The sequence below is a fragment of the Sphingomonas sp. AAP5 genome (assembly GCF_004354345.1).
GTDB lineage: Bacteria > Pseudomonadota > Alphaproteobacteria > Sphingomonadales > Sphingomonadaceae > Sphingomonas > Sphingomonas glacialis.
Genome location: NZ_CP037913.1, coordinates 531,168 through 557,524 on the forward strand (window position 1 = coordinate 531,168; position 26,357 = coordinate 557,524).

26 protein-coding genes and 1 tRNA gene are annotated in these 26,357 nt (G+C 67.6%); 17 read left to right on the forward strand and 10 right to left on the reverse strand.

The window, feature by feature from the left end:
- Positions 1–117 precede the first annotated feature (117 nt).
- The 8 genes from E2E30_RS02440 to E2E30_RS02475 all read left to right on the forward strand — a co-directional run bounded on the left by E2E30_RS02440 (position 118) and on the right by E2E30_RS02475 (position 8,617).
- Positions 118–1,617, forward strand: a complete 1,500-nt coding sequence (locus E2E30_RS02440) for a CoA-acylating methylmalonate-semialdehyde dehydrogenase (protein ID WP_133186917.1) — start codon at positions 118–120, stop codon at positions 1,615–1,617.
- A 4-nt stretch (positions 1,618–1,621) separates the two neighbouring features.
- Complete coding sequence (locus E2E30_RS02445) at positions 1,622–2,002, forward strand: RidA family protein (RefSeq protein ID WP_133186919.1); 381 nt, start codon at positions 1,622–1,624, stop codon at positions 2,000–2,002.
- Positions 1,999–3,168 (forward strand): polysaccharide deacetylase family protein, encoded by a 1,170-nt coding sequence (locus E2E30_RS02450; protein ID WP_240699014.1) that lies wholly within the window; start codon positions 1,999–2,001, stop codon positions 3,166–3,168. The genes E2E30_RS02445 and E2E30_RS02450 overlap by 4 nt, the downstream gene beginning before the upstream one ends.
- Positions 3,165–4,310: an acyl-CoA dehydrogenase family protein gene (locus E2E30_RS02455; protein ID WP_133186921.1), complete on the forward strand. Its 1,146-nt coding sequence runs from the start codon at positions 3,165–3,167 to the stop codon at positions 4,308–4,310. The genes E2E30_RS02450 and E2E30_RS02455 overlap by 4 nt, the downstream gene beginning before the upstream one ends.
- Positions 4,307–5,347 carry an enoyl-CoA hydratase/isomerase family protein gene (locus tag E2E30_RS02460; RefSeq protein ID WP_133186923.1) on the forward strand — a complete coding sequence of 347 codons (1,041 nt, stop codon included), beginning with the start codon at positions 4,307–4,309 and terminating at the stop codon, positions 5,345–5,347. The genes E2E30_RS02455 and E2E30_RS02460 overlap by 4 nt, the downstream gene beginning before the upstream one ends.
- A gap of 102 nt (positions 5,348–5,449) precedes the next feature.
- The gene (locus E2E30_RS02465; protein WP_133186925.1) at positions 5,450–6,226 is read left to right on the forward strand and encodes an enoyl-CoA hydratase; all 777 of its coding nucleotides are present in this window, start codon (positions 5,450–5,452) and stop codon (positions 6,224–6,226) included.
- Between the two features lie 134 nt (positions 6,227–6,360).
- Positions 6,361–7,239, forward strand: a complete 879-nt coding sequence (gene mmsB, locus E2E30_RS02470) for a 3-hydroxyisobutyrate dehydrogenase (RefSeq protein WP_133186927.1) — start codon at positions 6,361–6,363, stop codon at positions 7,237–7,239.
- 73 nt (positions 7,240–7,312) lie between these two features.
- Positions 7,313–8,617 carry a methyltransferase family protein gene (locus E2E30_RS02475; RefSeq protein WP_206365628.1) on the forward strand — a complete coding sequence of 435 codons (1,305 nt, stop codon included), beginning with the start codon at positions 7,313–7,315 and terminating at the stop codon, positions 8,615–8,617.
- A gap of 46 nt (positions 8,618–8,663) precedes the next feature.
- Here E2E30_RS02475 and E2E30_RS02480 read toward each other — a convergent pair whose 3' ends face one another.
- The 3 genes from E2E30_RS02480 to E2E30_RS20670 all read right to left on the reverse strand — a co-directional run bounded on the left by E2E30_RS02480 (position 8,664) and on the right by E2E30_RS20670 (position 12,508).
- On the reverse strand, positions 8,664–10,037 hold the full coding sequence (locus E2E30_RS02480) for a glutamate--cysteine ligase (RefSeq protein ID WP_133186929.1): 1,374 nt from the start codon (positions 10,035–10,037) through the stop codon (positions 8,664–8,666).
- A gap of 50 nt (positions 10,038–10,087) precedes the next feature.
- Positions 10,088–10,828, reverse strand: a complete 741-nt coding sequence (locus E2E30_RS02485; protein ID WP_133186931.1) for a 16S rRNA (uracil(1498)-N(3))-methyltransferase — start codon at positions 10,826–10,828, stop codon at positions 10,088–10,090.
- A gap of 1,524 nt (positions 10,829–12,352) precedes the next feature.
- Positions 12,353–12,508, reverse strand: a complete 156-nt coding sequence (locus E2E30_RS20670) for a hypothetical protein (protein WP_165954434.1) — start codon at positions 12,506–12,508, stop codon at positions 12,353–12,355.
- Between the two features lie 153 nt (positions 12,509–12,661).
- Between E2E30_RS20670 and ubiA the strand changes: the two genes are divergently transcribed.
- The 4 genes from ubiA to E2E30_RS02505 all read left to right on the forward strand — a co-directional run bounded on the left by ubiA (position 12,662) and on the right by E2E30_RS02505 (position 16,360).
- On the forward strand, positions 12,662–13,594 hold the full coding sequence (gene ubiA, locus E2E30_RS02490; RefSeq protein WP_133186933.1) for a 4-hydroxybenzoate octaprenyltransferase: 933 nt from the start codon (positions 12,662–12,664) through the stop codon (positions 13,592–13,594).
- A gap of 195 nt (positions 13,595–13,789) precedes the next feature.
- Positions 13,790–15,148 (forward strand): TldD/PmbA family protein, encoded by a 1,359-nt coding sequence (locus E2E30_RS02495; protein ID WP_133186935.1) that lies wholly within the window; start codon positions 13,790–13,792, stop codon positions 15,146–15,148.
- Complete coding sequence (locus E2E30_RS02500; RefSeq protein ID WP_133186937.1) at positions 15,141–15,920, forward strand: 3'(2'),5'-bisphosphate nucleotidase CysQ; 780 nt, start codon at positions 15,141–15,143, stop codon at positions 15,918–15,920. Before E2E30_RS02495 ends, E2E30_RS02500 begins: the two co-directional genes overlap by 8 nt.
- Positions 15,917–16,360 carry a c-type cytochrome gene (locus tag E2E30_RS02505; protein ID WP_133186939.1) on the forward strand — a complete coding sequence of 148 codons (444 nt, stop codon included), beginning with the start codon at positions 15,917–15,919 and terminating at the stop codon, positions 16,358–16,360. Before E2E30_RS02500 ends, E2E30_RS02505 begins: the two co-directional genes overlap by 4 nt.
- Positions 16,361–16,372: 12 nt before the next feature.
- On the opposite strand, the gene E2E30_RS02510 is transcribed toward E2E30_RS02505, so the two are convergent.
- On the reverse strand, positions 16,373–17,530 hold the full coding sequence (locus E2E30_RS02510) for an acyl-CoA dehydrogenase family protein (protein WP_133186941.1): 1,158 nt from the start codon (positions 17,528–17,530) through the stop codon (positions 16,373–16,375).
- 161 nt (positions 17,531–17,691) lie between these two features.
- On the opposite strand from E2E30_RS02510, the gene E2E30_RS02515 reads away from it, so the two are divergent.
- Positions 17,692–18,699, forward strand: coding sequence for a fumarylacetoacetate hydrolase family protein (locus E2E30_RS02515; protein ID WP_133186943.1), 1,008 nt, complete (start codon positions 17,692–17,694; stop codon positions 18,697–18,699).
- Positions 18,700–18,807: 108 nt separating this feature from the next.
- Here the strand turns inward: E2E30_RS02515 and E2E30_RS02520 are convergent, their stop codons facing one another.
- A complete protein-coding gene (locus E2E30_RS02520) occupies positions 18,808–19,602 on the reverse strand; it encodes an ABC transporter ATP-binding protein (RefSeq protein ID WP_133186945.1) in 795 nt (264 codons plus the stop codon).
- Positions 19,596–20,603, reverse strand: a complete 1,008-nt coding sequence (locus E2E30_RS02525; protein ID WP_206365629.1) for a FecCD family ABC transporter permease — start codon at positions 20,601–20,603, stop codon at positions 19,596–19,598. Before E2E30_RS02525 ends, E2E30_RS02520 begins: the two co-directional genes overlap by 7 nt.
- Positions 20,604–20,702: 99 nt before the next feature.
- Here E2E30_RS02525 and E2E30_RS02530 point away from each other — a divergent pair, with 99 nt between their 5' ends.
- Complete coding sequence (locus E2E30_RS02530; protein ID WP_133186947.1) at positions 20,703–21,557, forward strand: ABC transporter substrate-binding protein; 855 nt, start codon at positions 20,703–20,705, stop codon at positions 21,555–21,557.
- Between the two features lie 124 nt (positions 21,558–21,681).
- On the opposite strand, the gene cobO is transcribed toward E2E30_RS02530, so the two are convergent.
- Positions 21,682–22,290 carry a cob(I)yrinic acid a,c-diamide adenosyltransferase gene (gene cobO / locus E2E30_RS02535; RefSeq protein ID WP_133186949.1) on the reverse strand — a complete coding sequence of 203 codons (609 nt, stop codon included), beginning with the start codon at positions 22,288–22,290 and terminating at the stop codon, positions 21,682–21,684.
- A gap of 21 nt (positions 22,291–22,311) precedes the next feature.
- On the opposite strand from cobO, the gene E2E30_RS02540 reads away from it, so the two are divergent.
- Positions 22,312–22,518 (forward strand): hypothetical protein, encoded by a 207-nt coding sequence (locus E2E30_RS02540; RefSeq protein WP_133186951.1) that lies wholly within the window; start codon positions 22,312–22,314, stop codon positions 22,516–22,518.
- Here E2E30_RS02540 and E2E30_RS02545 read toward each other — a convergent pair.
- Positions 22,496–23,098, reverse strand: coding sequence for a DUF4337 family protein (locus E2E30_RS02545; protein WP_133186953.1), 603 nt, complete (start codon positions 23,096–23,098; stop codon positions 22,496–22,498). The genes E2E30_RS02540 and E2E30_RS02545 overlap by 23 nt on opposite strands.
- A 187-nt stretch (positions 23,099–23,285) precedes the next feature.
- On the opposite strand from E2E30_RS02545, the gene E2E30_RS02550 reads away from it, so the two are divergent.
- Positions 23,286–23,372: transfer RNA gene (locus tag E2E30_RS02550), tRNA-Leu, on the forward strand.
- Here the strand turns inward: E2E30_RS02550 and E2E30_RS02555 are convergent.
- On the reverse strand, positions 23,373–23,753 hold the full coding sequence (locus E2E30_RS02555) for a hypothetical protein (protein ID WP_133186955.1): 381 nt from the start codon (positions 23,751–23,753) through the stop codon (positions 23,373–23,375).
- Between the two features lie 116 nt (positions 23,754–23,869).
- Positions 23,870–25,729, reverse strand: a complete 1,860-nt coding sequence (locus tag E2E30_RS02560) for an ABC-F family ATP-binding cassette domain-containing protein (RefSeq protein WP_133186957.1) — start codon at positions 25,727–25,729, stop codon at positions 23,870–23,872.
- A gap of 79 nt (positions 25,730–25,808) precedes the next feature.
- Here E2E30_RS02560 and E2E30_RS02565 point away from each other — a divergent pair, with 79 nt between their 5' ends.
- Positions 25,809–26,276: a GreA/GreB family elongation factor gene (locus tag E2E30_RS02565; protein ID WP_133186959.1), complete on the forward strand. Its 468-nt coding sequence runs from the start codon at positions 25,809–25,811 to the stop codon at positions 26,274–26,276.
- Positions 26,277–26,357 lie beyond the last annotated feature (81 nt).

A 26,357-nucleotide genomic window follows, 5' to 3' on the forward strand; every position in this document is an offset into this window, starting at 1 on the left:
CCGTCACGCCGGGATGACGCGATCGTATCCGACGCCAAACCGTTACATCGGAAACTAGATGGGGTTGGCGCGGCGCAAAAATTGGTCGAAAGAGCATCGCAAAACGGAGAGTATGCCATGCGGATCATCGACCATCACATCGTCGGCCTTTCGGGCGGCGGAGCGACTCGGACCGGCGACGTGTTCGATCCCAACACCGGCCTCGTCCAGGCGAGCGTCAACCTCGGCACGCAGGCGACGCTCGACGCCGCGGTCGCTGCCGCGCTGAAGGCGCAGCCGGGCTGGGCGGCGACCAACCCACAGCGTCGCGCGCGCGTGATGTTCAACTTCAAGGCGCTGGTCGAGGCGCACATGGACGAGCTCGCGCATCTGCTCTCGTCCGAGCACGGCAAGGTGATCGCCGATTCGAAGGGCGACATCCAGCGCGGGCTCGAGGTGATCGAATTCTGCTGCGGCATCCCGCACGTGTTGAAGGGCGAATACACCCAGGGCGCGGGCCCCGGCATCGACGTCTATTCGATGCGCCAGCCGCTCGGCATCGGCGCGGGCATCACGCCGTTCAACTTCCCGGCGATGATCCCGCTGTGGATGTCGGGCGTCGCGATCGCGACCGGCAACGCCTTCCTGCTCAAGCCCAGCGAGCGCGACCCGTCGGTGCCGGTCCGGCTCGCCGAGCTGTTCGCCGAGGCGGGGCTGCCCGAGGGGATCCTCCAGGTCGTCCACGGCGACAAGGAAATGATCGACGCGATCCTCGATCATCCCGCGATCAGCGCGGTCAGCTTCGTCGGTTCGTCCGACATCGCGCATTACGTCTACAAGCGCGGCGTCGCGGCGGGCAAGCGCGTCCAGGCGATGGGCGGCGCCAAGAACCACGGCATCGTCATGCCCGATGCCGATCTCGACCAGGTCGTCGCCGATCTGTCGGGCGCGGCGTTCGGCAGCGCGGGCGAGCGCTGCATGGCGCTCCCCGTCGTGGTGCCGGTCGGCGAGAAGACCGCGGTCGCTTTGCGCGAGAAACTGATCCCGGCGATCGCGGCTCTCCGCGTTGGCGTCTCGACCGACAATGACGCGCATTACGGCCCGGTGGTCAACGCCGCGCATCGCAGCCGGATCGAGCAGTGGATCCAGACCGGCGTCGACGAAGGCGCCGAACTGGTGGTCGACGGCCGCGGCTTCGAGCTGCAGGGGCATGAGAAAGGCTTCTTCATCGGGCCGTCGCTGTTCGACCACGTCACGCCCGAGATGTCGGCGTACAAGGAAGAGATTTTCGGCCCCGTGCTCCAGATCGTCCGCGCCGACGATTTCGAGCACGCTTTGCGCCTGCCGAGCGAGCATCAATACGGCAACGGCGTCGCGGTCTTCACGCGCAACGGCCACGCCGCGCGCGAGTTCGCCGCGCGCGTCAATGTCGGGATGGTCGGCATCAACGTGCCGATCCCGGTGCCGGTCGCCTATCACACCTTCGGCGGTTGGAAGCGGTCGGCGTTCGGTGACACCAACCAGCACGGCATGGAAGGCGTCAAGTTCTGGACCAAGGTCAAGACCGTCACGCAGCGCTGGCCCGACGGTGGCGTGGGTGACGGCGCCAACGCCTTCGTCATCCCGACCATGGGGTGAGCGGGTGAAGCGCCGCGTCAGCAGCGGTTCGCCGCTCGAGCCGATCCTCGGATTTTCGCGCGCGGTGCGGACCGGCGACCAGATCATGGTCGCCGGCACCGCGCCGATCGAGCCCGATGGATCGACCACGCCGGGCGACGCGGCGGCGCAGATGGAACGCTGCTGCGCGATCGTTGCCAAGGCGATCGCCGATCTCGACGGCGATATTGCCGATACCGTGCGCACCTGCCTCTATCTGACCGATCGCGCCGATTTCCCCGCGGTTGCGGCGGTGCACGGCCGTTGGTTCGGCACGGCGCGACCGGCGACGACGACGCTGATCGTATCGGGTTTCATCCGCCCCGAATGGCGCGTCGAAATCGAAGCCGAAGTGCTGTGTGCATGATGCGGCGCGGGGGGCTCCTCTGGCGGCTGACCCGCAAGCGGCGGCGCGGCGCGACGGCGGCGCTTGACGCGCGGCTGTATCGCGTGCGGATCGGCTTGCTCGTCGGTGCGATCGTGGTGATCGCGGTGCCGACCGCGATCAACCTCGAGCGCTCGCGTGGCTGGCGCGCCGAGGGCAAGCGCATCGCGCTGACTTTCGACGATGTGCCGCGTGGCCCCGGCGCCTTCTACACGCCCGAGCAGCGCGCGACGCTGCTGATCGCGGGGTTGCGCGGGGCCGGTGTCGAGCAGGCCGCGTTCTTCGCCAACCCGGGGCGGATCGGGCCGGTGAACCGCGCCGATGCGCGGCTCGCCTCCTATGTCGCGGCGGGGCACGTCGTCGGCGACCACAGTTTCTCGCACCGCGACCTCGCGTCGATGCCGGCGCCGGCGTTTCTCGGCGATATCGACCGTGCCGAGCACTGGCTCAGGGGCCGACCCGGCTATCGCCCGTGGTTCCGCTTTCCCGGGCTCAATCAGGGCGGCCGCGACATGGCGAAGCGCCGCGCGGTGGTCGATGGCCTCATCGCGCGCGGGCTGCAGATCGCCTGGGTTTCGGTCGACGGCTCCGACTGGAATATCGAAGGCCAGACGATCGCCGCCAAACGGGCCGGGCTCGGTATCGATGAGGCCGCGCTGCGCGACCTCTATGTCGATACGATGGTGCAATCGGCCGATTTCTCCGACGCGCTGATGCGCCGCACGATCGGGCGGGCGCCACCGCAGGTGTTGCTGCTGCACGAGACCGATGTCGCCGCGCGCTATCTGCCAGATCTCGTGGCCGCGCTGCGCAAGGATGGCTGGGCGATCGTCACCGCCGACGCAGCCTTTGCCGATCCGGTCTATCACGACACCAGCGACTTCGTCAGCGCGAACGGTACCTTGCCCGAGGCGCTGGCCTGGCGGAAGGGTGTCGGCGGAAAGCTCTATTACGAGCGCAACGACCTGCCGCTCGCCAACCGGCTGTTCGCCGAGCGCGTCCTGCACCGCGCGCCGCTGGCACGCACCGCTGCGGCGCGAACGTCCTCGCACCGGCGGTGTCCGGTGCAACTCCACCCGTGGCGGCGCGTCTGCGCGTCGACTGCCTTTGTAACGCCGCGCACCTCGCGCTTAGGGATCGCTGTATGACCGACCAATTCGACCTCACGGACGACCAGCGCGAGATCCAGGATCTCGCGCGTAAGTTCACCGCCGACCGGATCACCCCGCACGCGGCGGAATGGGACGAGAAGCACATCTTCCCGCGTGAGACGATCAAGGCGGCGGCCGAACTCGGGTTTGCCGCGATCTACGTCTCCGAGGAATCGGGCGGGATCAACCTCGGCCGGCTCGAGGCGGCGCTGATCATGGAGGCGATGGCCTATGGCTGTCCCTCGACCTCGGCGTTCATCAGCATCCACAACATGGCGGCGTGGATGATCGACCGGTTCGGATCGCAAGGCGTGAAGGACAAATATCTGCCTTCGCTGGTCACGATGGACCGAATCGCCAGCTATTGCCTGACCGAACCCGGCTCGGGTTCGGACGCGGCGGCGCTGAAGACTAAGGCGGTCCGTGACGGCGACGATTACATCGTCACTGGCAGCAAACAGTTCATCTCGGGCGCGGGCGAGAATGAAGTCTATGTCACGATGGTGCGCACCGGCGTCGAAGGCCCGAAGGGCATTTCGTGCCTGGTGATCGAGAAGGACATGCCCGGCGTCAGCTTCGGCGCGAACGAGCGCAAGCTCGGCTGGCACTCGCAGCCGACGCGGCAAGTTACCTTCGACGGCGTGCGCGTTCCTGCCGAGAACCTCGTCGGCGGCGAGGGCGAGGGCTTCCGCATCGCGATGATGGGGCTCGACGGCGGCCGGCTCAATATCGGCGCCTGCTCGCTCGGGGGCGCGCAGCGCTGCCTCGACGAGGCGATCGCCTATACGCGCGACCGCAAGCAGTTCGGCACCGCAATCGCCGATTTCCAGAACACGCAGTTCATGCTCGCCGACATGGCGACCGACTTGGAGGCGGCACGCGCGTTGCTTTACATGGCGGCAGCGAAAGTGACCGCGAACGCGCCCGACAAGACCAAGTTCGCCGCGATGGCCAAGCGGCTCGCGACCGACACCGGGTCGGCCGTCGCCGACCGCGCGCTGCAGCTGCACGGCGGGTACGGCTATCTGATGGACTATCCGATCGAACGCTTCTGGCGCGACTTGCGCGTCCATTCGATCCTCGAGGGCACCAACCAGGTGATGCGGATGATCGTCGGTCGCGAATTGACGCGGCAATGAGCGACGTCCTCACCTCCGTCGACGGGCGGGTTGCCCGTATCCGCCTCAATCGGCCCAAGGCGCTCAACGCGCTGACCACGCTGATGTGCGAAGCCATGCTCGCCGCGCTCGACACGTGGCGCACCGACCCCGCGATCGAGGTCATCCTCCTCGATCACGCCGAGGGCCGCGGTTTCTGCGCGGGCGGTGACATCCGCATGCTTGCCGAGAGCGGCGCGGGCGACGGCACGGAGGCGCGGCGCTTCTTCCACACCGAATACCGCCTCAACCACCGCCTCTTCACCTACGCCAAGCCGACCGTCGCCTTCATGGACGGCATCACGATGGGCGGCGGGGTCGGGCTCGCTTGCCCCTGCGACCACCGCGTTGCGACCGAGAACACCAAGTTCGCGATGCCCGAGACCGGGATCGGCCTGTTCCCCGATGTCGGCGGCGGCTGGTTCTTGTCGCGGCTGCCGGGGCGGATCGGCCAGTATCTCGCGCTGACCGGGCACCGGCTCGACGGTGCGGAGTGCCTCGCGCTGGGCCTCGCCACGCATTATGTGCCGAGTGCCGCGCTCGAAGACGCCAAGGCGCGGATCGCGGCTGACCCTGCGACGCTGGCGGCAACGCTTGCGGACCTGGCCACGACGCCACCCGAAGCGCGGATCCTCGCGCACCGTGCCGACATCGACCGGCTGTTCGCCTCGGACGTGCTCGAGGACATCTACGCCGCGCTCGAGGCGGATGGCGGTGAGTGGGCGCTCAAGCAGCTCGCCACGCTCAAAACCAAGTCGCCGCAGACGATGAAGGTGTCGCTCCGCCTGCTCCACGAAGGCGCGACGATGTCGACCTTCGAAGACGAGATGCGCCAGGAATATGCCGTCGGCGCGCATGTCGTGCAGCGCCACGATTTCCTCGAGGGCGTCCGCGCCGTGATCGTCGACAAGGACAATGCCCCGCGCTGGGACCCGGCGACGCCCGAGGGCGTGAGCCCGCACGTGCTCGACCAGATCTTCGCGCCGCTGCCCGCGGCCGAGGAATGGACGCCCGGCTGATCCGCGTCATCCCAGCGAAAGCTGGGATCTCCCCGCGGCGCGCGGAACGCCCCACTCACAAAGACCCCAGCGTTCGCTGGGGTGACGGATTTGGAGAGAGCAATGCCGACCTACGAAACCCTCCTCGTCGAACAGCGCGGGCGCGTGACGCTCGTGACGCTCAACCGTCCGCAGGCGCTCAATGCGCTCAACAGCCAGATCCTCGCCGACCTGCTTGCGGCGATGGCGGCGTTTGATGCCGACCCGTCGCAGGGCTGTGCGGTTATCACCGGCAGCGAGAAGGCGTTCGCAGCGGGCGCCGACATCAAGGAGATGCAGGCGCAGGGCTTCGCCGACATGTACGCGCATGATTTCTTCGCGGGTTGGGATCGTTTCACCAAGACGCGCAAGCCAGTCATCGCGGCAGTATCGGGCTACGCGCTCGGCGGCGGGTGCGAGCTGGCGATGATGTGCGACTTCATCCTCGCCGCCGATAGCGCCAAGTTCGGCCAGCCCGAGATCAAGCTCGCGGTCTCGCCCGGCATGGGCGGTTCGCAGCGCCTCACGCGCGCGGTCGGCAAGGCCAAGGCGATGGAGATGTGCCTCACCGGCCGGATGATGGACGCTGCCGAAGCCGAGCGCGCCGGGCTCGTCTCGCGCGTCGTGCCCGCCGCCGAGCTGGTCGAGGAAGCGGTCAAGACCGCGACGACGATCGCCGGGATGGCGCCGCTCGCCGTGCTGGCGAACAAGGAGATGGTCAATGCAGCGTTCGAAACGAGCCTCGCGATGGGCGTGCAGTTCGAGCGGCGCTTGTTTCACGCGCTGTTCGCGACCGAGGACCAGAGCGAGGGAATGAGCGCGTTCGTCGAGAAGCGCGCGGGGACCTGGACGGGGAAGTGACCCAAAATCCCCCTCCCGCTTGCGGGAGGGGCTAGGGGAGGGGCGTGCCACAAACCCAGCGCCTCGCGGCGGCACTGCCTTCCCCCAACCCCTCCCGCAGGCGGGAGGGGAGTAAGAAGAAGCAGGAGAGAAAAATGACACGCATCGCTTTCATCGGCCTCGGCAACATGGGCGGCGGGATGGCCGCGAACCTCGCCAAGGCCGGCCACGACGTCCGCGCCTTCGACCTGTCGGCAGAGGCACTCGACCGCGCCAAGGCCGCTGGCTGCCTGCCCGTCGCTTCCGCCGCAGAGGCCGCCGACGGCGCCGAGGCGATCGTCACGATGCTGCCCGCCGGCACGCATGTCGAAGCCGTCTATGCCGAGCTCTTCGCCGCCAACGTCGCCCCGCCCACGCTGCTGCTCGACTGCTCGACCATCGACGTCGCAACCGCCAAGCGCGTCGCTGAGGCAGCGCAGGCCAAGGGCCTCACCGCCGTCGACGCCCCCGTCTCGGGCGGGATCGGCGCGGCCAATGGCGGTACGCTGACCTTCATGGTCGGCGGCAGTGCGGAAGCTTTCGCACGCGCGCAGCCGATCCTGGCGGCGATGGGCAAGGCCGTCATCCACGCCGGCGCCAACGGCACTGGCCAGGCCGCCAAGATCGCCAACAACATGCTGCTCGGCGCGACGATGGTGGCGACGTGCGAGGCGTTCCTGCTCGCCGAGAAGCTCGGGCTCGACCCGCAGACCTTCTACGACATTTCGAGCGTCGCCTCGGGGCAGAGCTGGTCGATGACGAGCTATTGCCCGGTCCCCGGCGTCGGCCCCGATACGCCCGCCGACCATGACTATCAGGGCGGCTTCGCGACCGCGCTGATGCTCAAGGACCTGAAACTCGCCGCTGCCGCGGCAGGCGATACCGGCGCGGACACACCGATGGGTGCGAAGGCGGCCGAACTCTACCAGCGCTTCGCCGACGACGGGCAGGGTGGGCTCGATTTTTCCGCGATCATCCGTATGTTGCGCGGCTGACCGAATGGGAGCGGGGCGGACGCGCGATGATCCTTAACCCGCTTCTAACCCTTGACTGTTACCCAAGGCGGTGATGTTCCACGACACCGCCCTCGCGCGCGCTGCGCGCGCCGCCGATCCGCGACCGGCCTCGGCGGTGAGCACCGGTTGCGGGCTCGCCGGGCTGGTCGGGCTGTTCGCCTGGGTGGCGGTCGCGCGCTATGTCGGGATGGACGGCCCCTATGCTGCGCTCGTCAATATCGCGGCGTGCGCGCTGCCGATGGTGGTATGGGCGGTGCTGGTTGACAAGGTTCACCGTCGCCCCTCGACCGGGATCGACTGGTCCGCGCCAAAGCCATGGCGCGACACGCTCGACCTGTCGCTCACCAAGCTTGCCGGGCTGTGGCTGACCTGGGCCGGGATCGCGCTGATCTATGGCACCGGGCGTTTCTATTGGAGCTACCAATGGGGCGGCTTTCCGTTCGCGATGCAGTGCTTCGGCATCGCCGCGCCGGTGTTGTTTCTCGGTTCGATCGTCTACATTCCATGGCTCGATCGTCGGCTCGAACAGCCCAAGGACGGTTGCTGGGCGCTCGGCGCATGGCTGATGGGCCTAGACGAGCCGATCGACCGCGAGGCGATCTACAACCATCTGCGCAGTTGGGGCGTGAAGGCGTTCTTCCTCGCCTTCATGCTCGCGGTGGTGCCGCCGGGCTTTGCCGGCTTCATCCGCGGCAATGTCTCGGAGGTGCTGCACAATCCGGTCGCGCTTGCCAATTGGCTGATCGGCTTCATGTTCGTGATCGACTGCGCGTTCGCGACGGCGGGCTATATCCTGACCTTCCGCCCGCTCGATTCGCATATCCGTAGCGCCAACCCGTTCGCCGCGGCGTGGATGGCGGCGCTGATCTGCTATCCGCCCTTCACGCTGATGGCGGATAACGGGCCGCTCGATTATCATCCCGGCACCTATGGCGCCGACGGCTGGTCGACCTGGTTCGCCGGGCATCCAGCGATCCTCATTCCGATCGGCGTGGTGCTGATCGGCCTCACCGCGATCTATGCCTGGGCGACGGTGGCGTTCGGCTTCCGCTTTTCGAACCTCACCAACCGTGGGATCCTGACGCACGGGCCATACGCTTTCTCACGGCATCCGGCGTATCTGTCGAAGAACCTGTTCTGGTGGATCTCGACGATCCCGTTCCTGACGACGGGCTCGTTCGTCGACGCCGCACGCGCGACGATCCTGATGGGGGTGGTCAGCGGGGTCTATTATTGGCGCGCGAAGACCGAGGAGCGGCATCTCGGGATGGACCCGGATTATCAGGTCTATACCGAATGGATGGCACGCAATGGCGCGGTGCCGCGGTTTTTCGGCTGGGTGACGGGTCGCAAATAGTCGTCGCCTCGGCGGCGGCCCCGGCCTCCGCCGGGGCGACGCAGGATCAGAAGCGAAGCTCGTCGTAGACCTTCGAGATGTCGCCGCCCCAGACGCCGTGATATTTGTCGAGCAGCACTTGCGCCGGCACCTTGCCGCTGCGGATGATCTCGCGCAGCGGATCGAGGAAGCCCGTCTCGTTGCTGCCGCCCGCGTCGAGCCGCGCGCGCGCGCTCAGGCCCGCGCTCGAAATGTCGACGACCTGGCCCGCAATGTCGCGCAGCGTGCGCCCGCCAGCCACCGGCGCATCGAGCCCCATCTTGGGTACCGCATCGCGCAGCGCCTGGCGCTCGTCGATCGTCCAGTCCTTGACCAGATCCCACGCCGCATCGAGCGCACCCTGATCGTAGAGCAGCCCAACCCATAGCGCCGGCAGCGCACAGATCTTGTTCCACGGCCCGCCATCGGCGCCGCGCATCTCGAGGAAGGTCTTGAGCCGCACCTCGGGGAAGGCGGTCGAGAGATGATCGGTCCAGTCGTCGAGGGTCGGCTTTTCGCCCGGCAGCACCGACAGCTCGCCTTTCAGGAAGTCGCGGAACGACAGGCCCGCGGCGTCGATATATTTCCCGTCGCGGTAGACGAAGTACATCGGCACATCGAGCGCATAGTCGGTGTAGCGATCATAGCCGAAGCCGTCTTCGAACACGAACGGCAGCATGCCGGTGCGCGCCGGATCGGTGTCCGACCAGATATGGCTGCGATACGACAGCATCCCGTTGGGCTTGCCCTCGGTGAAGGGCGAGTTGGCGAAGAGCGCCGTCGCGAGCGGCTGGAGCGCGAGGCCGACGCGGAACTTCTGCACCATATCGGCTTCGGAGGCGTAATCGAGGTTCACCTGGATCGTGCAGGTGCGCAGCATCATGTCGAGCCCCATCGACCCCACGCGCGGCATGTGGCGCAGCATGATCGCATAGCGGCCCTTGGGCATGATCGGCAGCTCGGCGCGCGTCTTGTCGGGCCACATGCCGAGACCGAGGAAACCGATCCCGAACTTCTCGCCGATCGCCTTGACCTGTTCGAGGTGACGCCCCGTCTCGGCGCAGGTCTGGTGCAGGGTCTCGAGCGGCGCGCCCGACAGCTCGAACTGGCCGGCGGGTTCGAGGCTGATCGAGCCGTCGCTGCCCGTCATCGCGATGACGTTGCCGCCTTCGGTGACCGGCGCCCAGCCGAATTCTTCGAGCGCCTTCAACAGGTCGCGGATGCCGCCCTGTTCGGTGTAGCTCGGCGCGTGATGGTCGCTGTCGGCATAGACGAACTTCTCATGCTCGGTGCCGATGCGCCAGCGGTCGGCGGGCTTTTCGCCGCGCGCGAAACTGGCGACGAGCTGGTCGCGCGATTCGATCAAGGGCGAGCTTTTGATGCTGTCTGGGCGCGTTGTCATGCTCGCGCCTTAGCGCTGCGACGGCCCGCCCGCCAGCAGGTTTCGAATGACTACCAATCCCCTCGGGATGCCATCCAGATCGCGACCGCCGCAGCCGCCGCGGTATCGGCGCGCAGGATCCGCGGACCGAGCCCGATCGCAACCGCGCCCGGCACCGCGCGGATCGCCGCGCGCTCGTCCTCGTCGAAGCCGCCCTCTGGCCCGATCAGGATCGCGGCCGAGGCGGGGGCGTCCCGCATTGCCGCTAGCGCCGGCGCGCCGCCCGTCTCGTCGGCGAAGAACAGCGCGCGGCCCTGCGGCCAATCGCGCAGCAACGCGGTGAGCCTCACCGGCTCGGCGAGCTCTGGCACGGCGGTGCGGCCGCATTGCTCGGCCGCCTCGATCATGTGCGCACGCAAGCGCTCGCCGTTCAGACGGTCGACCACGGTGCGCCGCGTCAGCACGGGGATCAGCCGCGCGACGCCGAGCTCGCACGCCTTCTCGGCGACCCAGTCGATCCGGCCTTTCTTGATCAGCGCCGCGCAGAGCCACAAATCGGGCACGCGCTCGGGCTCGCGGAGCTGCGCGGTGACGTCGAGCATCAGCTCGCGCTTGGCGACGCTCGCCGCGACGCCGAGCCATTCGCCCGAATGGCCGTCGAACAGCTTGACCGGATCGCCGGGCTTCATCCGCATCACGGCGCCGAGATAATGCGCCTGCGGCCCGTCGATGCGCAGCGGGCCTACGCCCAGCGGGGTCTCGACGAACAGGCGCGGGGTCGATTGCGGGGGCCAGGCGGGTGTAGCGGGCATGGCGGCGTGGTAGGGGGTCGGGGGGTGGTTTGCTACCCCGAAGCGCGGTGTGCCAATTCCTCCCCTTGCCAGGGAAGCATTGCGTGGCGCGATCTGCTTGACTCGATTGACCCCAAGACGCGGTGATTGCGACGGCGATCGTTTCCGTTTCTGTGCTAATCCGCCCGTGCAGGTCCGACGATTTCAAAGAGCGTGTCGGTCATACCATACAGTCGGGTTGTAGGACAGAGCTAGGTCCGCTTTCGCCTTCTTGCGGACATCGCCGGCGAGCGGCAATCTGCGGCATGGCCATTCCCGTCATAATCCCATTTTTCATGGCACTAAGTTGGAGCGCGTTGCCCATTCGGCAGCCACGCGAGGAAACAGGTCCATATGGGGCGTCCGTCACATTTAGAGACGGCGAATGCTGGTTTTGGACCGGAGATGTTGGACTAACTGCGGCGCAGTTCGAGAGCGACTTGAGAGATCGATTTTAACTCAAGCGGGGAATTGTCATTTCCCATGAAGCAAACCTTCCGGCGCGGTGCATGAAGCTGGCGCGTCGTTCGGCAATTCGGGCTGGTTTTACGATAGTGAAGGTCGCTGTTAACTCCACCACTGGTCCAATCGGACCGTCATCGAACGGCAGCTAGCCACCACCTATTGCCGTTCCAGCCTTGGTCCAAGGCGTGCAACGACTAAAAGCCGACCGTCCGCTATCGGGGGAGAAAGCGGCCCGTCTCAAATCGCCCAAAAGCAGACGTCAAGTGCATCCACGTTGCTGTCCGATCTGAGAGATTGCTATTACGCGATCAGCTATGATCTCGTGCAAGGCCTCGCCCATGTGACCGTACTTTCCCGGCTTCTCAGTTTTCCGACCAAGGAAGTCTATTGCGAAGGTTCGGGCATTTCCCCAAGCCCTTCCGCAAGGTCTGTCGCCGCCATCTGAGGGGACTGAAACAGCGCCGCCTATTGTCAGCCATATTGCGGCACCCGGAGTGTCATAGGAACAGGATTTTGCTGGGGCTGGGCAAAATCGAGAGAGCTCGAACCCTCGCGCCCATAAACCTTTCCAACGCTGCTGAGGCTTCATCTTGAAGCATTGATCGGTAGAGTTCCACATAGAACCGTAGCGGCCGTATCGTACCTTTTGCAGACAATACTCGGTGATACCGGGCTTCTCCCGCCGGATAATCTCCATCTCGGTTTCTGACAATTTTGGCTTCCGTTGTTCACATCCCACCAGCGCAAGAAAACCTGCAAAAGTCATGCATGCGAGAGCTTTTTGCCAAATCATGCAAGCGTTATGCGCCGTCCGAGATACGATGCAATGGTGGCGCTTGGCATTCCGAATGTGAAAGCCGCCCGTCCGCTCACCACCAGACTCGGACATTCGCTCGGCCGTCTCCCTTTGGGAAGCCGGGGCCTTGGAATGGCTTGGCGGGCGGTGGGGCACCACAAGGGAGGCCCCGGCCTGCGCCGGGGCGACGTATATACGTTAGAGCCGCTCCCACCACATCCAGCCATCACGCCACGCGCCCGAGATTACCGCCGACGCCACACCGCGCGCACGCCGAGCGCCACCACGCCGAGCGTCAGCGCCGCCAGGATCGCCCAGCCGGCCATCACACCGATGCCGCGCGCGAGTGCCCAGAGCAAGGCTTCGAAGAACCGTCCGATCGCGACGGAGAGATGTACCATGCTGTCCGCCTGTATGTCCGGTCCGGGAGTGGGATGGCGCAGTATCGCGGCCGACCATGGCGAAGTCGAGGCGGCTGTCCCTCGCGGTATGCGGACCGAGCGGTCGCACAACAGCGTTTCCGCAATCTTTCCGCACGCGTATGAGCGGGTGCCATGACCTCCGCTGATCGCCTCCCCGCCGACCTCACCCCCGATACCGAGCATCGCGGCCTCGTCGGGCTGCTCCCTGCCGCCGCGCGGCCGTTCGCGCTGCTCGCGCGGTTCGACCGGCCGATCGGGTGGTGGCTGCTGTTCTGGCCGGGCGCGTGGGGCGTGGCGCTCGCAGGCGGCGCGGTGACGCGTTGGGACCTGATCCTGTGGCTGTTGCTCGGCAGCATCGCGATGCGCGGGGCGGGGTGCGTGTTCAACGATATCGTCGACCGCGATCTCGACCGGCAAGTCGCGCGCACGCGCAGCCGTCCGCTGGCGAGCGGGGCGGTGTCGCTGAAGGCGGCGTGGGTGTGGCTGGTGCTGCTCAGCTTGATCGGGCTGGTCGTCTTGCTGCAGCTCAGCCTCTCTGCAGCGGTGGTTGCGGTGGCGAGCCTTGCGCCCGTCGCCGCCTATCCCTTCATGAAGCGGATCACCTGGTGGCCGCAGATCTGGCTCGGGCTGGTCTTTTCGTGGGCGGCGCTGGTGGGGTGGAGCGAGGTCACGGGCGCACTGAGCGCGCCGGGGCTGCTGCTCTATGCCGGGTCGATCTGCTGGGTGGTCGGCTATGACACGATCTATGCGCTGCAGGACCGCGAGGACGATGCGCTGATCGGCGTGCGATCGTCGGCGCTGCGGATGGGGCGGCGGGTGCGCCTCGGCGTCGGTCTGTTCTACGCCGCAGCACTGGTGTTGTGGGCGGCGGCGATCTGGGTGCTGCGGCCCGATGCGCTGGCGCTCGTCGCGCTGTTGCCGGTGGCGGGGCATTTCGTGTGGCAGGTGGCGACGCTGGCGCCCGACGATGGCGCGGGGGCGTTGCGGCGGTTTCGCTCGAACCGGTTTGCCGGGCTGCTGGTGTTTCTGGCGTGCGTCGTCGTCGGGACGCCGTGGCCGTATTGACCTACGTCAGTCACCCTCGCTTTCGCGGGGATGACGGGGGTGGGGTCGTGCCGCGGAGGCTTCGCCCGGTCCGAAGCGCCGGAGCGGGCATCGAGCCCGCTCCGGCGCTGCTCCACCCACCCCCGGCCCCTCCCCTGAAGGGGAGGGGAGCAGCGAAGGTTGCACGCGTGGCCGCCCGCACCTAAGTCCGCAGCTATGCTGACCCCAGACCAAGCCCGCGATCGCGCCGCCGATATCGTCACTCGTGCCAAGGCAGCGGGCGCCGACGCGGCCGATGCGGTCTATGCCGCCGATACCTCGCTCGATGTGGCCGTCCGGCTTGGTGCGCTCGAGGATGTCGGGCGATCGGAAAGCGCCGAGCTCGGCTTGCGCGTGTTCGTCGGCAAGCGCTCGGCGAGCGTCTCGACCTCGGACCTGTCGGTCGATGCGCTCGCGGCGCTGGTCGAGCGCGCGGTGGCGATGGCGCGCGAGGCGCCCGAGGACGCCTGGGCCGGGCTCGCCCCCGCCGACCGGCTGATGCACGGCGCGCCGCCACTGCTCGACCTCGACGATCTCGCGCACGGCGGCGAGGAAGCCTCGCCGAGCGCTTTGCGCGATGCGGCGCAAGCGGCGGAGGATGCCGCGCGCGCGGTCGCCGGCGTCACCAACAGCGAAGGCGGATCGGCGAGCGCGGCGCGCTCGATCTGGGCGCTTGCCACCAGCCACGGTTTCGCTGCGGCCTATGCGACGACCGGCTACGGCCTGTCGGCGAGCGTGCTCGCCGGCGAGGGCGGCGCGATGGTGCGCGATTACGCCTATAGCTCGAAGCGCCACCGCCGCGCGCTCGAGGACCCTACCGAGATCGGCACGCGCGCGGGCAACCGTGCGGTGGCGCGCGTCAATCCCGGGCGGCTCGCCAGCGGTCCGATGAGCGTGGTGTTCGATCCGCGCGTCGGGTCGAGCTTGCTCGGGCATTTGATCGGCGCGATTGCCGGCCAGGCGATCACGCGCAAGACGAGCTTCCTGCTCGATGCGCTCGGCACGCAAGTGTTTTCGAGCGGCGTCACCGTGCTCGACGATCCGCATCTCCCGCACGGGCTGCGCTCGCGTCCGTTCGATGGCGAGGGGCTGCCGGTGTCGCCGATGGCGATCATCGAGGCGGGGATGCTCGAGAATTGGCTGCTCGACAGCGCATCGGCGCGGCAATTGGGGCTCGAGCCGACGGGGCACGCCGCGCGCGGTGTCGGCGGGGCGCCGGGCGTGTCGACGAGCAACCTCCATATGGCGGCGGGCGACGTTCCGCCCGCGACGCTGATTGCGGACATCGTGAGCGGCGTGCTCGTCACCGAGCTGATCGGGATGGGCGTCAACGGCGTGACGGGCGATTACAGCCGCGGTGCGGCGGGTTTCCGGATCGAGAATGGCGTCGTCACCGGGCCGGTCGCGGAATTCACGATCGCGGGCAATTTGAAGGACATGTTCCGCGAGCTGACGCCAGCAAACGACCTCGAATTCCGCTATGGGATCAACGTCCCGACGATCCGGGTCGACGGGATGACGGTGGCGAGTGGCTGACGCGAAACTCGCCGATGCGGTGGCGGCGGTCGCGGCCGAGGCGGGCGCGCTCGCGCTGCGGCATTGGCGGACCGATTTCCATCGCTGGGAAAAGGCGCCCAACGATCCGGTCAGCCAGGTCGATCTCGACGTCAACACGCTGCTCCATGCGCGGCTCTCGGCGCTGTTGCCCGATGCGGGATGGCTGTCCGAGGAGACCGCCGACAATGCCGACCGGCTGGCCTGCGGGCGGGTGTGGGTGGTCGATCCGATCGACGGCACGCGCGACTATATCCGCGGGCGCGATGGCTGGGCGGTGTCGGTTGCCTTGGTCGAGCAGGGCCGCGTGACAATCGGCGTGCTCGATGCGCCCGCGCGCGGCGACATTTTCCGCGCGGCCTTGGGCCAGGGAGCGACACGCAATGGGGCGCCGATCCGCGTTGGTGACCGGCGCGAGTTCATCGGGTCGCGCGTCCCGACCGACGGTTTGCCCAAGGTGGACAGCGATCTGGTCGTGGTCGCCAAGCCTAATTCGATTGCCTTGCGGATCGCGATGGTCGCGGCGGACGAGGCCGATCTCGTGGCCACCCTGCGCTGGGGCTATGAATGGGACATCGCGGCGGCGGCACTGATTGCCGCCGAAGCGGGCGCGAGCGTAACCGACGCGTTCGGCGCGCCGCTCGTCTTCAACACGCCGAGTGCGCAGGCGTTCGGCGTGCTTGCGACGACCCCCGGGATCCACGCCGCCGCAGTCGCGCGATTGAGCGATCGCGCGCGGAGGTTGTCGGCGTGAGGCGGCTTGGCCCGGCGCTGTTGGTAGGTGCCGTCGCGCTCGTGCTGACCGCCTGTTCGTCGGGCGACGACAAGGAAGCGCGCCGCCGCTCCGCCGGACCTTCGCCGTCGCCCGCGGCGCTGTTGCGCGTCGCGAGCGCGTCGGCGGGCGAGACGGTGTTCGGTCAGTGCAGCGCGTGCCATTCAATCGGCCGCGACGCCGCCGACCGGAGCGGGCCGAACCTGTTCGGGGTGATGGGCGCCGAAGTTGCCAACCGCCGGCCGCGTTTTCCCTATACCGGCGCGCTGCAAGCGTTCGGCGGGCGCTGGACGCCCGAGCGGATGGATGCCTGGCTCACCAACCCCAAGCGGCTGGTGCCCGGCACCGCGATGGGGTTTGCCGGGCTGGCCGACCCGCTCGATCGCGCCGACGTGATCGCCTATCTGCAGACGCAGCACTGATGGTGGCGCCCGTCACAGCGAGCGCCCGATCAACTCCTTCATGATCTCGTTGGTGCCGCCGAAGATCCGCGTGACGCGCGCCGCGCGCCAGGCCCGCGCGATCGGATATTCGTTCATATAGCCCGCGCCGCCGTGGAGCTGGAGGCAAGCGTCCATCACTTCCCATTGCAGGTCGGTGTGCCACAGCTTGGCCGCGGCGCCTTCCTCGTTGGTCAGCTCACCCTTCAAATGCCGCGCGATCGCCCAGTCGAGATGCGCCCAGCCGACCTGCAGCTTGGCCTTGAGATCGGCGAGCACGAAGCGGGTGTTCTGGAAATCGAACACCATCCCGGCAAACGCTTTGCGCGTCTTGGTGAACTCGACCGTCTCGTCGAACGCCTTTTGCGCAGACGCCTGGACCGACACCGCGATCGACAAGCGTTCCTGCGGCAGCTGGCTCATCAGATAGATGAAGCCCTTGCCCTCTTCGCCGAGGCAATTGGTCATCGGGACGCGGACGTCTTCGAAGAACAGCTCGGAGGTGTCGGCGGCTTCCTGCCCAATCTTGTCGAGCTTGCGGCCCTTGCTGAAGCCTGCCCGGTCGCTTTCGACGAGGATGATCGACATGCCCTTCCAGGCGGGCTTGGCGTCGGGATCGGTCTTGGCGACGACGAGCGTCAAATCGGTGTTCTGGCCGTTGGTGATGTAGGTCTTCGAGCCGTTGATGACGTAGTGGTTGCCGTCCTTCTTCGCTGTCGTGCGGATCGCCTGAAGATCGGACCCGGTACCCGGCTCGGTCATCGCGATCGCGGTGATCACGTCGCCCGACACCATCTTGGGGAGCCACTGCGCCTTCTGCTCTTCGGAGCCATAGGTCTCGATATAGCCAGCGACGATGTCCGACTGGAGCGAAAAGCCCGCGGGGACGCCGTTATACGCCATCTCCTCGTCGACGATGGCGTTATAGCCGAAATCGAGCCCGAGCCCGCCATACGCCTCGGGCGCGGTCGGGCAGAGCATGCCGATCTCGCCCGCCTTGCGCCAGAAATCCTTGGGGACGAGCCGGTCCTCCTCCCACTGCGTGACGTGCGGCACACCTTCCTTCTGGAGGAATTGGCGGACGGTCTGGCGGAACGCCTCATGATCCTCGGTATAGGCAAAGCGGCCGGCGACGGTGTCGAGCGAGGACATTTCGGACTCTCCTAGGTTTCACGTTGCAACGCGTTTTTTGACGGTGTGCGGTGTCTTTACGCGAGCGTCAATCCCTGGCGTCATCCGCACGAAAGCGGGATTCCCGCTTTCGCGGGAATGACGAAGGGGGCTATGGTTGGCGAAATTGTAGGAGAGCGCATGTGAAACTGGCCAGCCTCAAATCCGGGCGTGACGGCAAGCTCGTCGTCGTATCGAACGATCTCGCCTGGTACGCCGATGCCGGCCACATCGCGCCGACGCTGCAGGCGGCGCTCGACGATTGGGACCGCGTGCTGCCCGATCTGCAGAACCTCGCGATCGATCTCGAGCATGAGACGATCCCGATGCAGCGCTTCCACGAACACAAGGCAGCGGCGCCGTTGCCGCGCGCGTATCAATGGGCCGATGGCTCGGCCTATGTGAACCATGTCGCGCTGGTGCGGCAGGCGCGTGGGGCGGAGATGCCCGAGACCTTCTGGCACGATCCGCTGATGTATCAGGGCGGGTCGGACGGGTTCCTCGGGCCGCGCGACGCGATCCCGCTCGCCGACGAAAGCTGGGGCTGCGACTTCGAGGGCGAAGTCGTCGTCGTGACGGGCGACGTGGCGCTCGGCGCGAGCCGCGAGGATGCGCTGGCGGCAGTGCGGCTGGTCGGGCTGACCAACGACGTGTCGCTGCGCAACCTGATCCCGGGTGAGCTGGCGAAGGGTTTCGGCTTCTTCCAGTCGAAGCCTGCCAGCGCCTTCTCGCCGGTGTTCGTCACGCCCGATTCGCTCGGCGACTGGTGGCAGGAGGGCAAGCTCCACCGCACGCTGATGGTCGATCTCAACGGGCAGCCGTTCGGGCGCGTCGCAGCGGGGGCGGACATGACCTTCGATTTCGGCACGCTGATCGCCCACGCCGCCAAGACGCGCGCGCTAGGGGCGGGGACGATCGTCGGGTCGGGCACCGTGTCGAACCGCGACGCCGATGGCGGGCCGGGCAAGGCGATCAGCGCGGGCGGCGTCGGCTACGCCTGTCTGGCCGAGCTGCGCACGGTCGAGACGATCGTTGGCGGCGGGCCGAGCACGGGGTTCCTCAAGGCCGGCGACACGGTGCGGATCTGGGCCGAGGACGACAAGCATCATCCGATCTTCGGTGTGATCGAGCAGACGGTCGGCGCGGCGTAACGCGCAGGGTGTCGCGACGACCCCCCATCCGCTTGCGTGGGTGAGGGGGGCTTCGACAGGCTCAGCCCGAACGGGCAGGGGCGGCGTCCTGGCAAAGGCTGCGCGAGATCAGTGCGCGCGGGTCGGTGCCGCGATCCGCTCGTACGGGAGCAGCAGCGGTTGCTCCCCCGTCGTCCCGCGCCAGGCGGTGATGCCGTAGACGCTCGCTAGCGCTGCGTCGGTGAGCACGGCATCGGGCGTTCCGTCGGCGACGAGCCGCCCACGGTCTAGCAGCAGCAAGCGATCGCAGAAGCGCGCCGCGATCGACAGATCGTGCAGCACGACGACGATCAGCGCGTCACCGCGGGCCTGATCGCGCAGCAGTCCCATCACGTCGAGCTGATGCCCCGGATCGAGCGCGGTGAGCGGCTCGTCGGCGATCAGCGCCGGTGCTCCCGTCGCGAGCGCGCGCGCGAGCATGACGCGCGCGCGCTCGCCGCCCGACAGATCGGTCGCGGTGCGATCGGCGAGATGCGCGGTGCCGGTGTCGCGCAAAGCGGCGTCGATCGCAGCCTGGTCGAGCGGACTAATCCGCGAGAACGGCCCGAGATGCGGCAACCGCCCGAGCCCGACGAGCCGCGCGACGCTGAGCGGCCAGTGCAGCGCATAGGCTTGCGGCAGATAGGCGATGTGGCGCGCGATCGCGGCGCTGCCGAGCGTCGCCACGTCGGTGCCGTCGATCGTCACGCGCCCCGCCGCGGGCGGAAGCAGCCCGAGCAGCGCGCGTGCCAGCGTCGATTTGCCCGCGCCGTTGGGGCCGATCACGCCGATCAGCGCGCCTTGCTCGAGCGTTACGTCGACCGCGTCGAGCACGCGGCGTCCGCCGAGCTCGACCGACAGCGCCTGGGTCGCGATCGTCACCACAAGCGGCGCTCCCGCAGCAGATAATGGAGGAACACCGGCACGCCGAGGAACGCGGTCAGCACGCCGAGCTTGAGCGGCGTCGATGTCGGTACGAGTCTCGTGCCGAGATCGGCGAGCGTCAGCAGCGCCGCGCCGGCGAGTGCGGAGGGAATGAGGATCGCCGACGGGCTGCGATCGGTACGCGGGCGGACGAGGTGCGGGACGATCAGCCCGACGAAGCCGATGCTCCCGGCGATGGCCACGACGCCGCCGATCCCGATCGCGATGCCGAGCATCAGCCGCAGCCGGACACGCGCGAGATCGACGCCAAGCGTGCGCGCCCCATCCTCGCCGAGCGACAGCGCATCGAGCGCGCGCCCGTCCCATAAGAGCAGCGTCATGCCGATCGCGACACATGGCAGCGCGATCCAGACATCGCCGAAGCTGCGATCCTCGAGACTGCCGAGCAGCCAGGTGGTGATCTCCATCGCCGCGAACGGATTGGGCGCGAGGTTGAGCGCGAGGTTGATCCCGGCACCCGACACTGTCGCGACCGCGACACCTGCGAGGATCAGGCTGAGCGTGCTCTCGCCGCGCCGCGACAGCCACATCAGCGGGAGCAGCGACAGCAAGGCGCCGGTGATCGCCAGCAGCGGCAGCACGAACGGATGCGCGGTTGCCAATTGCCAGTAGATCGCGATTACCGCGCCGAGTGCCGCGACGCCCGACACGCCGAGCACCCCCGGATCGGCGAGCGGATTGCGCAGATAGCCCTGCATCGACGCGCCCCCCATGCCGAGCATTGCGCCGACCAGCAGCCCGAGCAAGGCGCGAGGTAAACGGAGCTGGAACAGGATCGCGCGGACGATCGGATCGCCGTGGCCGGTCAGCGCGGCCCACAGCGCGGCGAGCGACAGCTGCGCCGGCCCGACGAGCAGCGAGGCGATCCCCGCGACGATCGCGAGCGCCAGCAGCAGCGGGAGAAGCCACACGGCATTGCGCGCGGGCAGAAGGTTCGGCACGGCAGACCTCGCTCAGGATCGGTCGGGCCCGTCGCGCATGGTCGGGGCGCCTCGTCCCAGCCGTAGCCGGGCGGCGAGCGAAAGCGAAGGAAATCGAACGTGCGGAGCTCTCGGATCGTGCTGGCCCTCGCAAGCCTCGTGCTGCTGGGCGCGGCGCGTCCCGCACCGGTGCCGCGGCGGATCGTCTCGCTCAATCTGTGCGCCGACCAATTGCTCGTCGGTCTGGCGGATCGGGGCCAGATCGTCGCGCTGACCGAATGGGCGCGCGATCCCGAGCTTTCGGCAATCGCCCGGCAAGCGCGCGACCTGCCGTTTACGCATCGCAGCGCGGAGGAAGTGATGGCGCTGCGGCCCGATCTGGTGATCGGTGCGCCGTTCCAGACGCGCGCGGTGCTCGCGCCGCTCAAGGCGCAGGGGCTGACGCTGCTCGAGCTACCGCGCGGCGAGGGGGTGGCGGCGATCGAGGCGTCGATCACCACGCTTGCGGCGGCGGTCGGCCATCCCGAGCGCGGCACGCGGATGATCGCGCAGATGCGGCGCGCGCTCGCGGCGGTCGGGCCGCCGCCGGGGCGGGGGCGCGTCGCGGCCTATTATCAGCGGCAGGGGTATCTGACGGGGACGGGAACGCTCGTCGACGAGATGTTCGCGCGGGTCGGGCTGGTCAATCTGGCGGGGCGGCTCGGGCGGCCGGCGCTGTCGCAGCTGTCGCTCGAGGAGATGGCGCTCGCGCGGCCCGATTTCCTGATCCTCGAGACGGGGACGCGCGCGGTTGCCGATCGCGGGACGGCGGCGTTGCATCATCCCTTGCTCGATACCGCGGTGCCGGCGGCACGGCATCTGTATATCGAACAGGCGCAAACGGTGTGCGGTAGCCCGGCGTTTGCCGATGCGGTCGCGTCGCTTGCCGCGCAGGTGCGGGCGGTGGACCGGGCGGCGGCGGCGCGGCGGCGCTGACGCTGCGCCGCGCCTTGTCACCCCGGGCTGGTCCCGGGGTCCACCGGGAGGCCAAGCCTGTTCCCGCAGCTATCGCGGCACGGTGGGCCCCGGCACAGGGCCGGGGTGACGTTAGGGGTAACTCCTAAAACTCGATCCCCTTTTGCGCCTTCACGCCCTGCTCGCGGAAAGGGTGCTTCACCAGCGTCATCTCGGTGACGAGATCGGCCATGTCGATCAGCGCTTGGGGCGCGTTGCGGCCGGTGACGACGACGTGCGTGTCGGCGGGCTTCGCCGCGAGCACTTCGAGCACTTCCTCGACCGGGAGATAGTCGTAGCGCAGGATGATGTTGAGCTCGTCCGCCACCACCATCGCATAGGACGGGTCGGCGATCATCCGCTTGACCTCGTCCCAGCCTTCGCGCGCGACCGCGATGTCGCGCGCGCGGTCCTGCGTGTCCCAGGTGAAGCCTTCGCCCATCGGCTTGAACTCGATCAGGTCGGGGAAGCGGTCGAACACCGATTTCTCGCCCGTCTCCCACGCGCCCTTGACGAACTGGATGACGCCGACCTTCATCCCGTGGCCGATCGCGCGCACCACCATGCCGAGCGCGGCCGAAGTCTTGCCCTTGCCGTTGCCGGTGTGGACGATCAGCAGGCCCTTTTCCTGCGTCTTGCTGTCGACGAGCTTGTCGCGCGCGACCTTGATCCGCGCCATCTTGGCATTGTGCTCTGCGTCGGTCCGTTCGGCCATCAGGGTGCTCCGGGGGATGAGATGCGGATCGGGTACCGCATCGCGGCGCGCCACGCCAAAGCCAAAGCGCGCGCGCCGCTGGGCTCACCAACTGCCGCGATCGTCGTCGTCATCGCCGTAATTGTTGATCACGACATTTTCCTCGCCGCCGCCGCCGCCGCCAAAGCCTTCCGGGCGCTTCGTGATGCGGATTTCATCCGGGCGGCTAGGCGACCCAAGGCAAGGTGACACCGAATGCGGTGACGATCGCCGTCGCCACGCCGATCGCCGCGAGGCAGGCCGCCCCGAACACGATCGGGCGCGAGCGCGCGATCAGCGCGATCGACAGCAGGACGATCGCGAGCTGGAGCGCGGTCTCGCCGAGTTCATAGCCTTCGCCGGCGCGCGCGGCATGCGCGCCTTCCGCGCGCAAGGCATCGCCCTTGACCTGGAGTTGGCCAATGCCGTGGCCCGCTGCGTCGGGCGCGCGAAGGCGGGCGGCCTCGGCGGCCCAGTCGCGTCGATCGGCGGGAGCGCCACCGCCGCCGTGCGCGGCGGTCTTGAGCACCGTCTCTCGCACGATCTTGGCTTGCATATAGGCGAAGGTGTCGGACGCCTCGATGCCCTTCAACAGGCTTTCGCGCGCGCTGCCCGCCGCCGCCATGTGGATCACCGCCAAGCTGACCGCAAACCCGCCGACCATCAGCGACACGCGGTCGCGAAAGCTGCGTTCGGCGGCGCGCTCGACCCGCTCGCCCGCGTCGCGTTCGGCCTCGGCGCGCTCGATGGCGTCGTCGATCAGTTCTTTTGCGTCGACAGCTTCGACCATGAGACGGTTCCGGGTGAGAGCGAAGCCGTGCCTTCTACGAGCAACGCGGCCTGCAACCCGCGTGAATTCGCTGTCATGATCGAGCCCACCGACATTCTGCAACAATCGCGCTGGAAATCGCCGGACGCGTCGCTTATAGGCCTGCGCTTCGCCGAACGGGTGCGGGTGCACCGCCTCGATCGGCCAAGCGGGCGTGGTGAAATTGGTAGACGCGCGGGACTCAAAATCCCGTTCCTTAATCGGAGTGTCGGTTCGAGCCCGACCGCCCGCACCATCAGAACAAGGCGCGCCCGGTCTGCGCTGCGGTGAAACGTCCGAGATCGACGACGTGCGCTGCGGTGATTTCGGGCTGGTCGAAGCTCTGGCTCTCCCATTGCGAAACGATGCGTTCGACTTCGGCCGGGGTGCGCTTGCGCTTGGCGAGCGCAAAGTCGATCCACGCGCATCCCGGATTGTAATCGACCAGGCCATCCTCGAGCACGGCATCGCCGAGCACGATCGCCACCGCATCCGCCACACTGTGGCCGCCAGCGACGAGGCTCAGCGCCGAGAGGCTCTGATCGTCGGACCAATCGCGCGTGCTGGCGCCGCTGCGTGCTGCGATATCGAGCCGGGCTGCGATGAGCCGCGCGCGCAGTGGTGGCGAGAGTTTCATAGGTGGTGCCTCCCCGAACATGATCTACGTCAATCGATAGACGACACGACAGGAAGATTCCCGCCTTTCGCAGGCAGGATCGTTATCATTCCGTAAAGAAAGGTAAACAAGCCAGGTTAAGCGGCTGCCATCTCCAGCGACTCGCTGATCTCGAACCAAGCCGCTTCGGCAGTGTCGAGCTTCTTCGAAATCTGCGCGTGTTGCTTGACCAGATCGGCGGGGGACAGTCGCGCGAGCCAGGCTTCGGCGGTGCTCGGATCGAGCATTGCGCGGTCGATCGCATCGCGCTGCTTGGTCAGCTTGGCGACGAGCGCCTCGGCCTCGTGCGCCTTCTTCTGCAGCGCGACCGCGGCGGCGCTCAGCTGCGGCTTGTCGTCCTTCTTGGCGGCCTTGGTCTTGGCACCTTCGCCGCCGCCGTCGCCCGAGAGCACGAAGGCGATATAATCCTCCATGCTGCCGGCATATTCCTTGGCTGTGCCGTTATCGACGAGCACGAGCCGGTCGGCGGTGAGCTCGACCATATGGCGATCGTGGCTGACGAGGATGACCGCGCCGTCATAGGCGTTGAGCGCCTGGACCAGCGCTTCGCGCGCATCGACGTCTAGATGGTTCGTAGGTTCGTCGAGGATCAGCATGTGCGGTGCGTCGCGCGTGATGAGCGCGAGCGCGAGCCGCGCGCGTTCGCCGCCCGAGAGCTTGCCGACCTTCTGCGTCGCCTTGACGCCCGAGAAGCCGAAGCGGCCGAGCTGCGCGCGCACCGCGCCGGGAGTCTTGCCCGACATCATCCGCGTCATGTGCTCGAGCGGGGTGTCGTCGCCGTCGAGTTCCTCGACCTGATACTGCGTGAAATAGCCGACGCGCATCTTGCCGCTGGCGTTCATCGCGCCGTCCATCGTCGGGAGCTGCGCCGCGAGCAGGCGCGCGAGCGTGGTCTTGCCGTTGCCGTTGCGTCCCAACAGCGCGACGCGGTCGTCGGGATCGAGCCGCAGGTTGAGCCGCTGGAGGATCGGCTTTTCCGCGTATCCGACCGCCGCCATGTCGAGCGTGATCAGCGGCGGGCGCAGTTCCTCGGGGCTCGGGAATTCGAACGACAGCGTCGGATCCTCGGCCATCGACGCGATCGGCTGCATCTTGGCGAGCATCTTCTGGCGGCTCTGCGCCTGCTTGGCGGTCGAGGCGCGCGCCGAGTTCTTCGCGATATATTCGCTGAGCTTTGCCCTTTGCGTATCCTGCGCGGCCTTGGCGGCGGCGAGCTGCGCGACGCGTTCGGCGCGCTGGCGCTCGAAGCTGTCGTAACCGCCGGTGTAGAGATGGACCTTGCCGCCCTCGAGATGGAGGATCGTGTCGACGACATTGTTGAGCAGATCGCGCTCGTGGCTGATGACGACCATCATCGCGGGGTAGGATTTAAGGAAGTTCTCAAGCCACAAAGTCGCTTCGAGATCGAGATGGTTCGAGGGCTCGTCGAGCAGCAGCAAATCGGGCTCGGAGAAGAGCAACGCCGCGAGCGCGACGCGCATCTTCCAGCCGCCCGAATAGGAATCGAGCGGGCGACCCTGCATTTCCTCGTCGAAGCCGAGGCCCACCAGAATGCGCGCGGCGCGGGCGGGGGCGGTGTAGGCATCGATTGCGGTGAGGCGCTCATAGATCACGCCCATGCGGTCGGGATCCTGGCAGGTTTCGGCCTCTTCGAGCAGCGATGCGCGCTCGGTGTCGGCGGCGAGCACGGCCTCGACCGGGGTGGTCGTGCCGGAGGGGGCTTCCTGCGCGATATAGCCGATGCGCGTGCCGCGCGGCATCTCGATCTCGCCGAGATCGGGCTCGAGCTGGCCGATCATCACCTTCATGAGCGTCGACTTGCCCGCGCCGTTGCGCCCGATCAGGCCGACGCGGCTCTTGGGCGGCAGCGCCGCGCTCGCACCGTCGAGGATCGCGCGCCCACCGAGGCGCACCGTGATACCATTGATATTCAGCATCGGCGCCCCGTAGCAGATTGTTGCGTTGCACCCAAGTGTCCGCCACGACGTTGTGCAACAAAGCCTGTGGAGAGCCTGAATGAGCGTCGCCTTCCGCCGCGAGAGCGACGAAGAACATCTGGAACCCAAGTTCGAACGGCCGATCGCGCCGGGACCGAACCTGGTGACGCCGCGCGGGTTGGCGCTGATCGGGGCGAAGGTTTTGGAGCTCGAAGCGGCGGTAGCGGGCGCGTCGGCTGAGGACCGCGACGCGGTGCTGCGCGAGCTCCGCTACTGGCACACGCGCCAGACGACCGCCGAGGAGGTCGCGGCGCCCGCAGAGGGTGAGGTCGGCATCGGAAGCCGCGTGACCTATCGGCTGAACGGCGTCGAGCGCAGCGTCGAGATCGTCGGCGGCGACGAAGCCGATCCGGCGGCGGGCAAGATCGGGTATCAGGCCCCGCTCGCGCGTGCGCTGATCGGTGCGGAGGTCGGCGAGCGAGTCGATTTTGCGGGGAAGGACGAGGCGATCGAGGTGATTGCGGTTTCGACGTCGGGCGTAGCCTAGCGGACCGCGACCCTTAGTCCGCCCCACCCCCAATCCGTCACCCCGGGCTTGTCCCGGGGTCCACCGGGATGCGCAAACTGC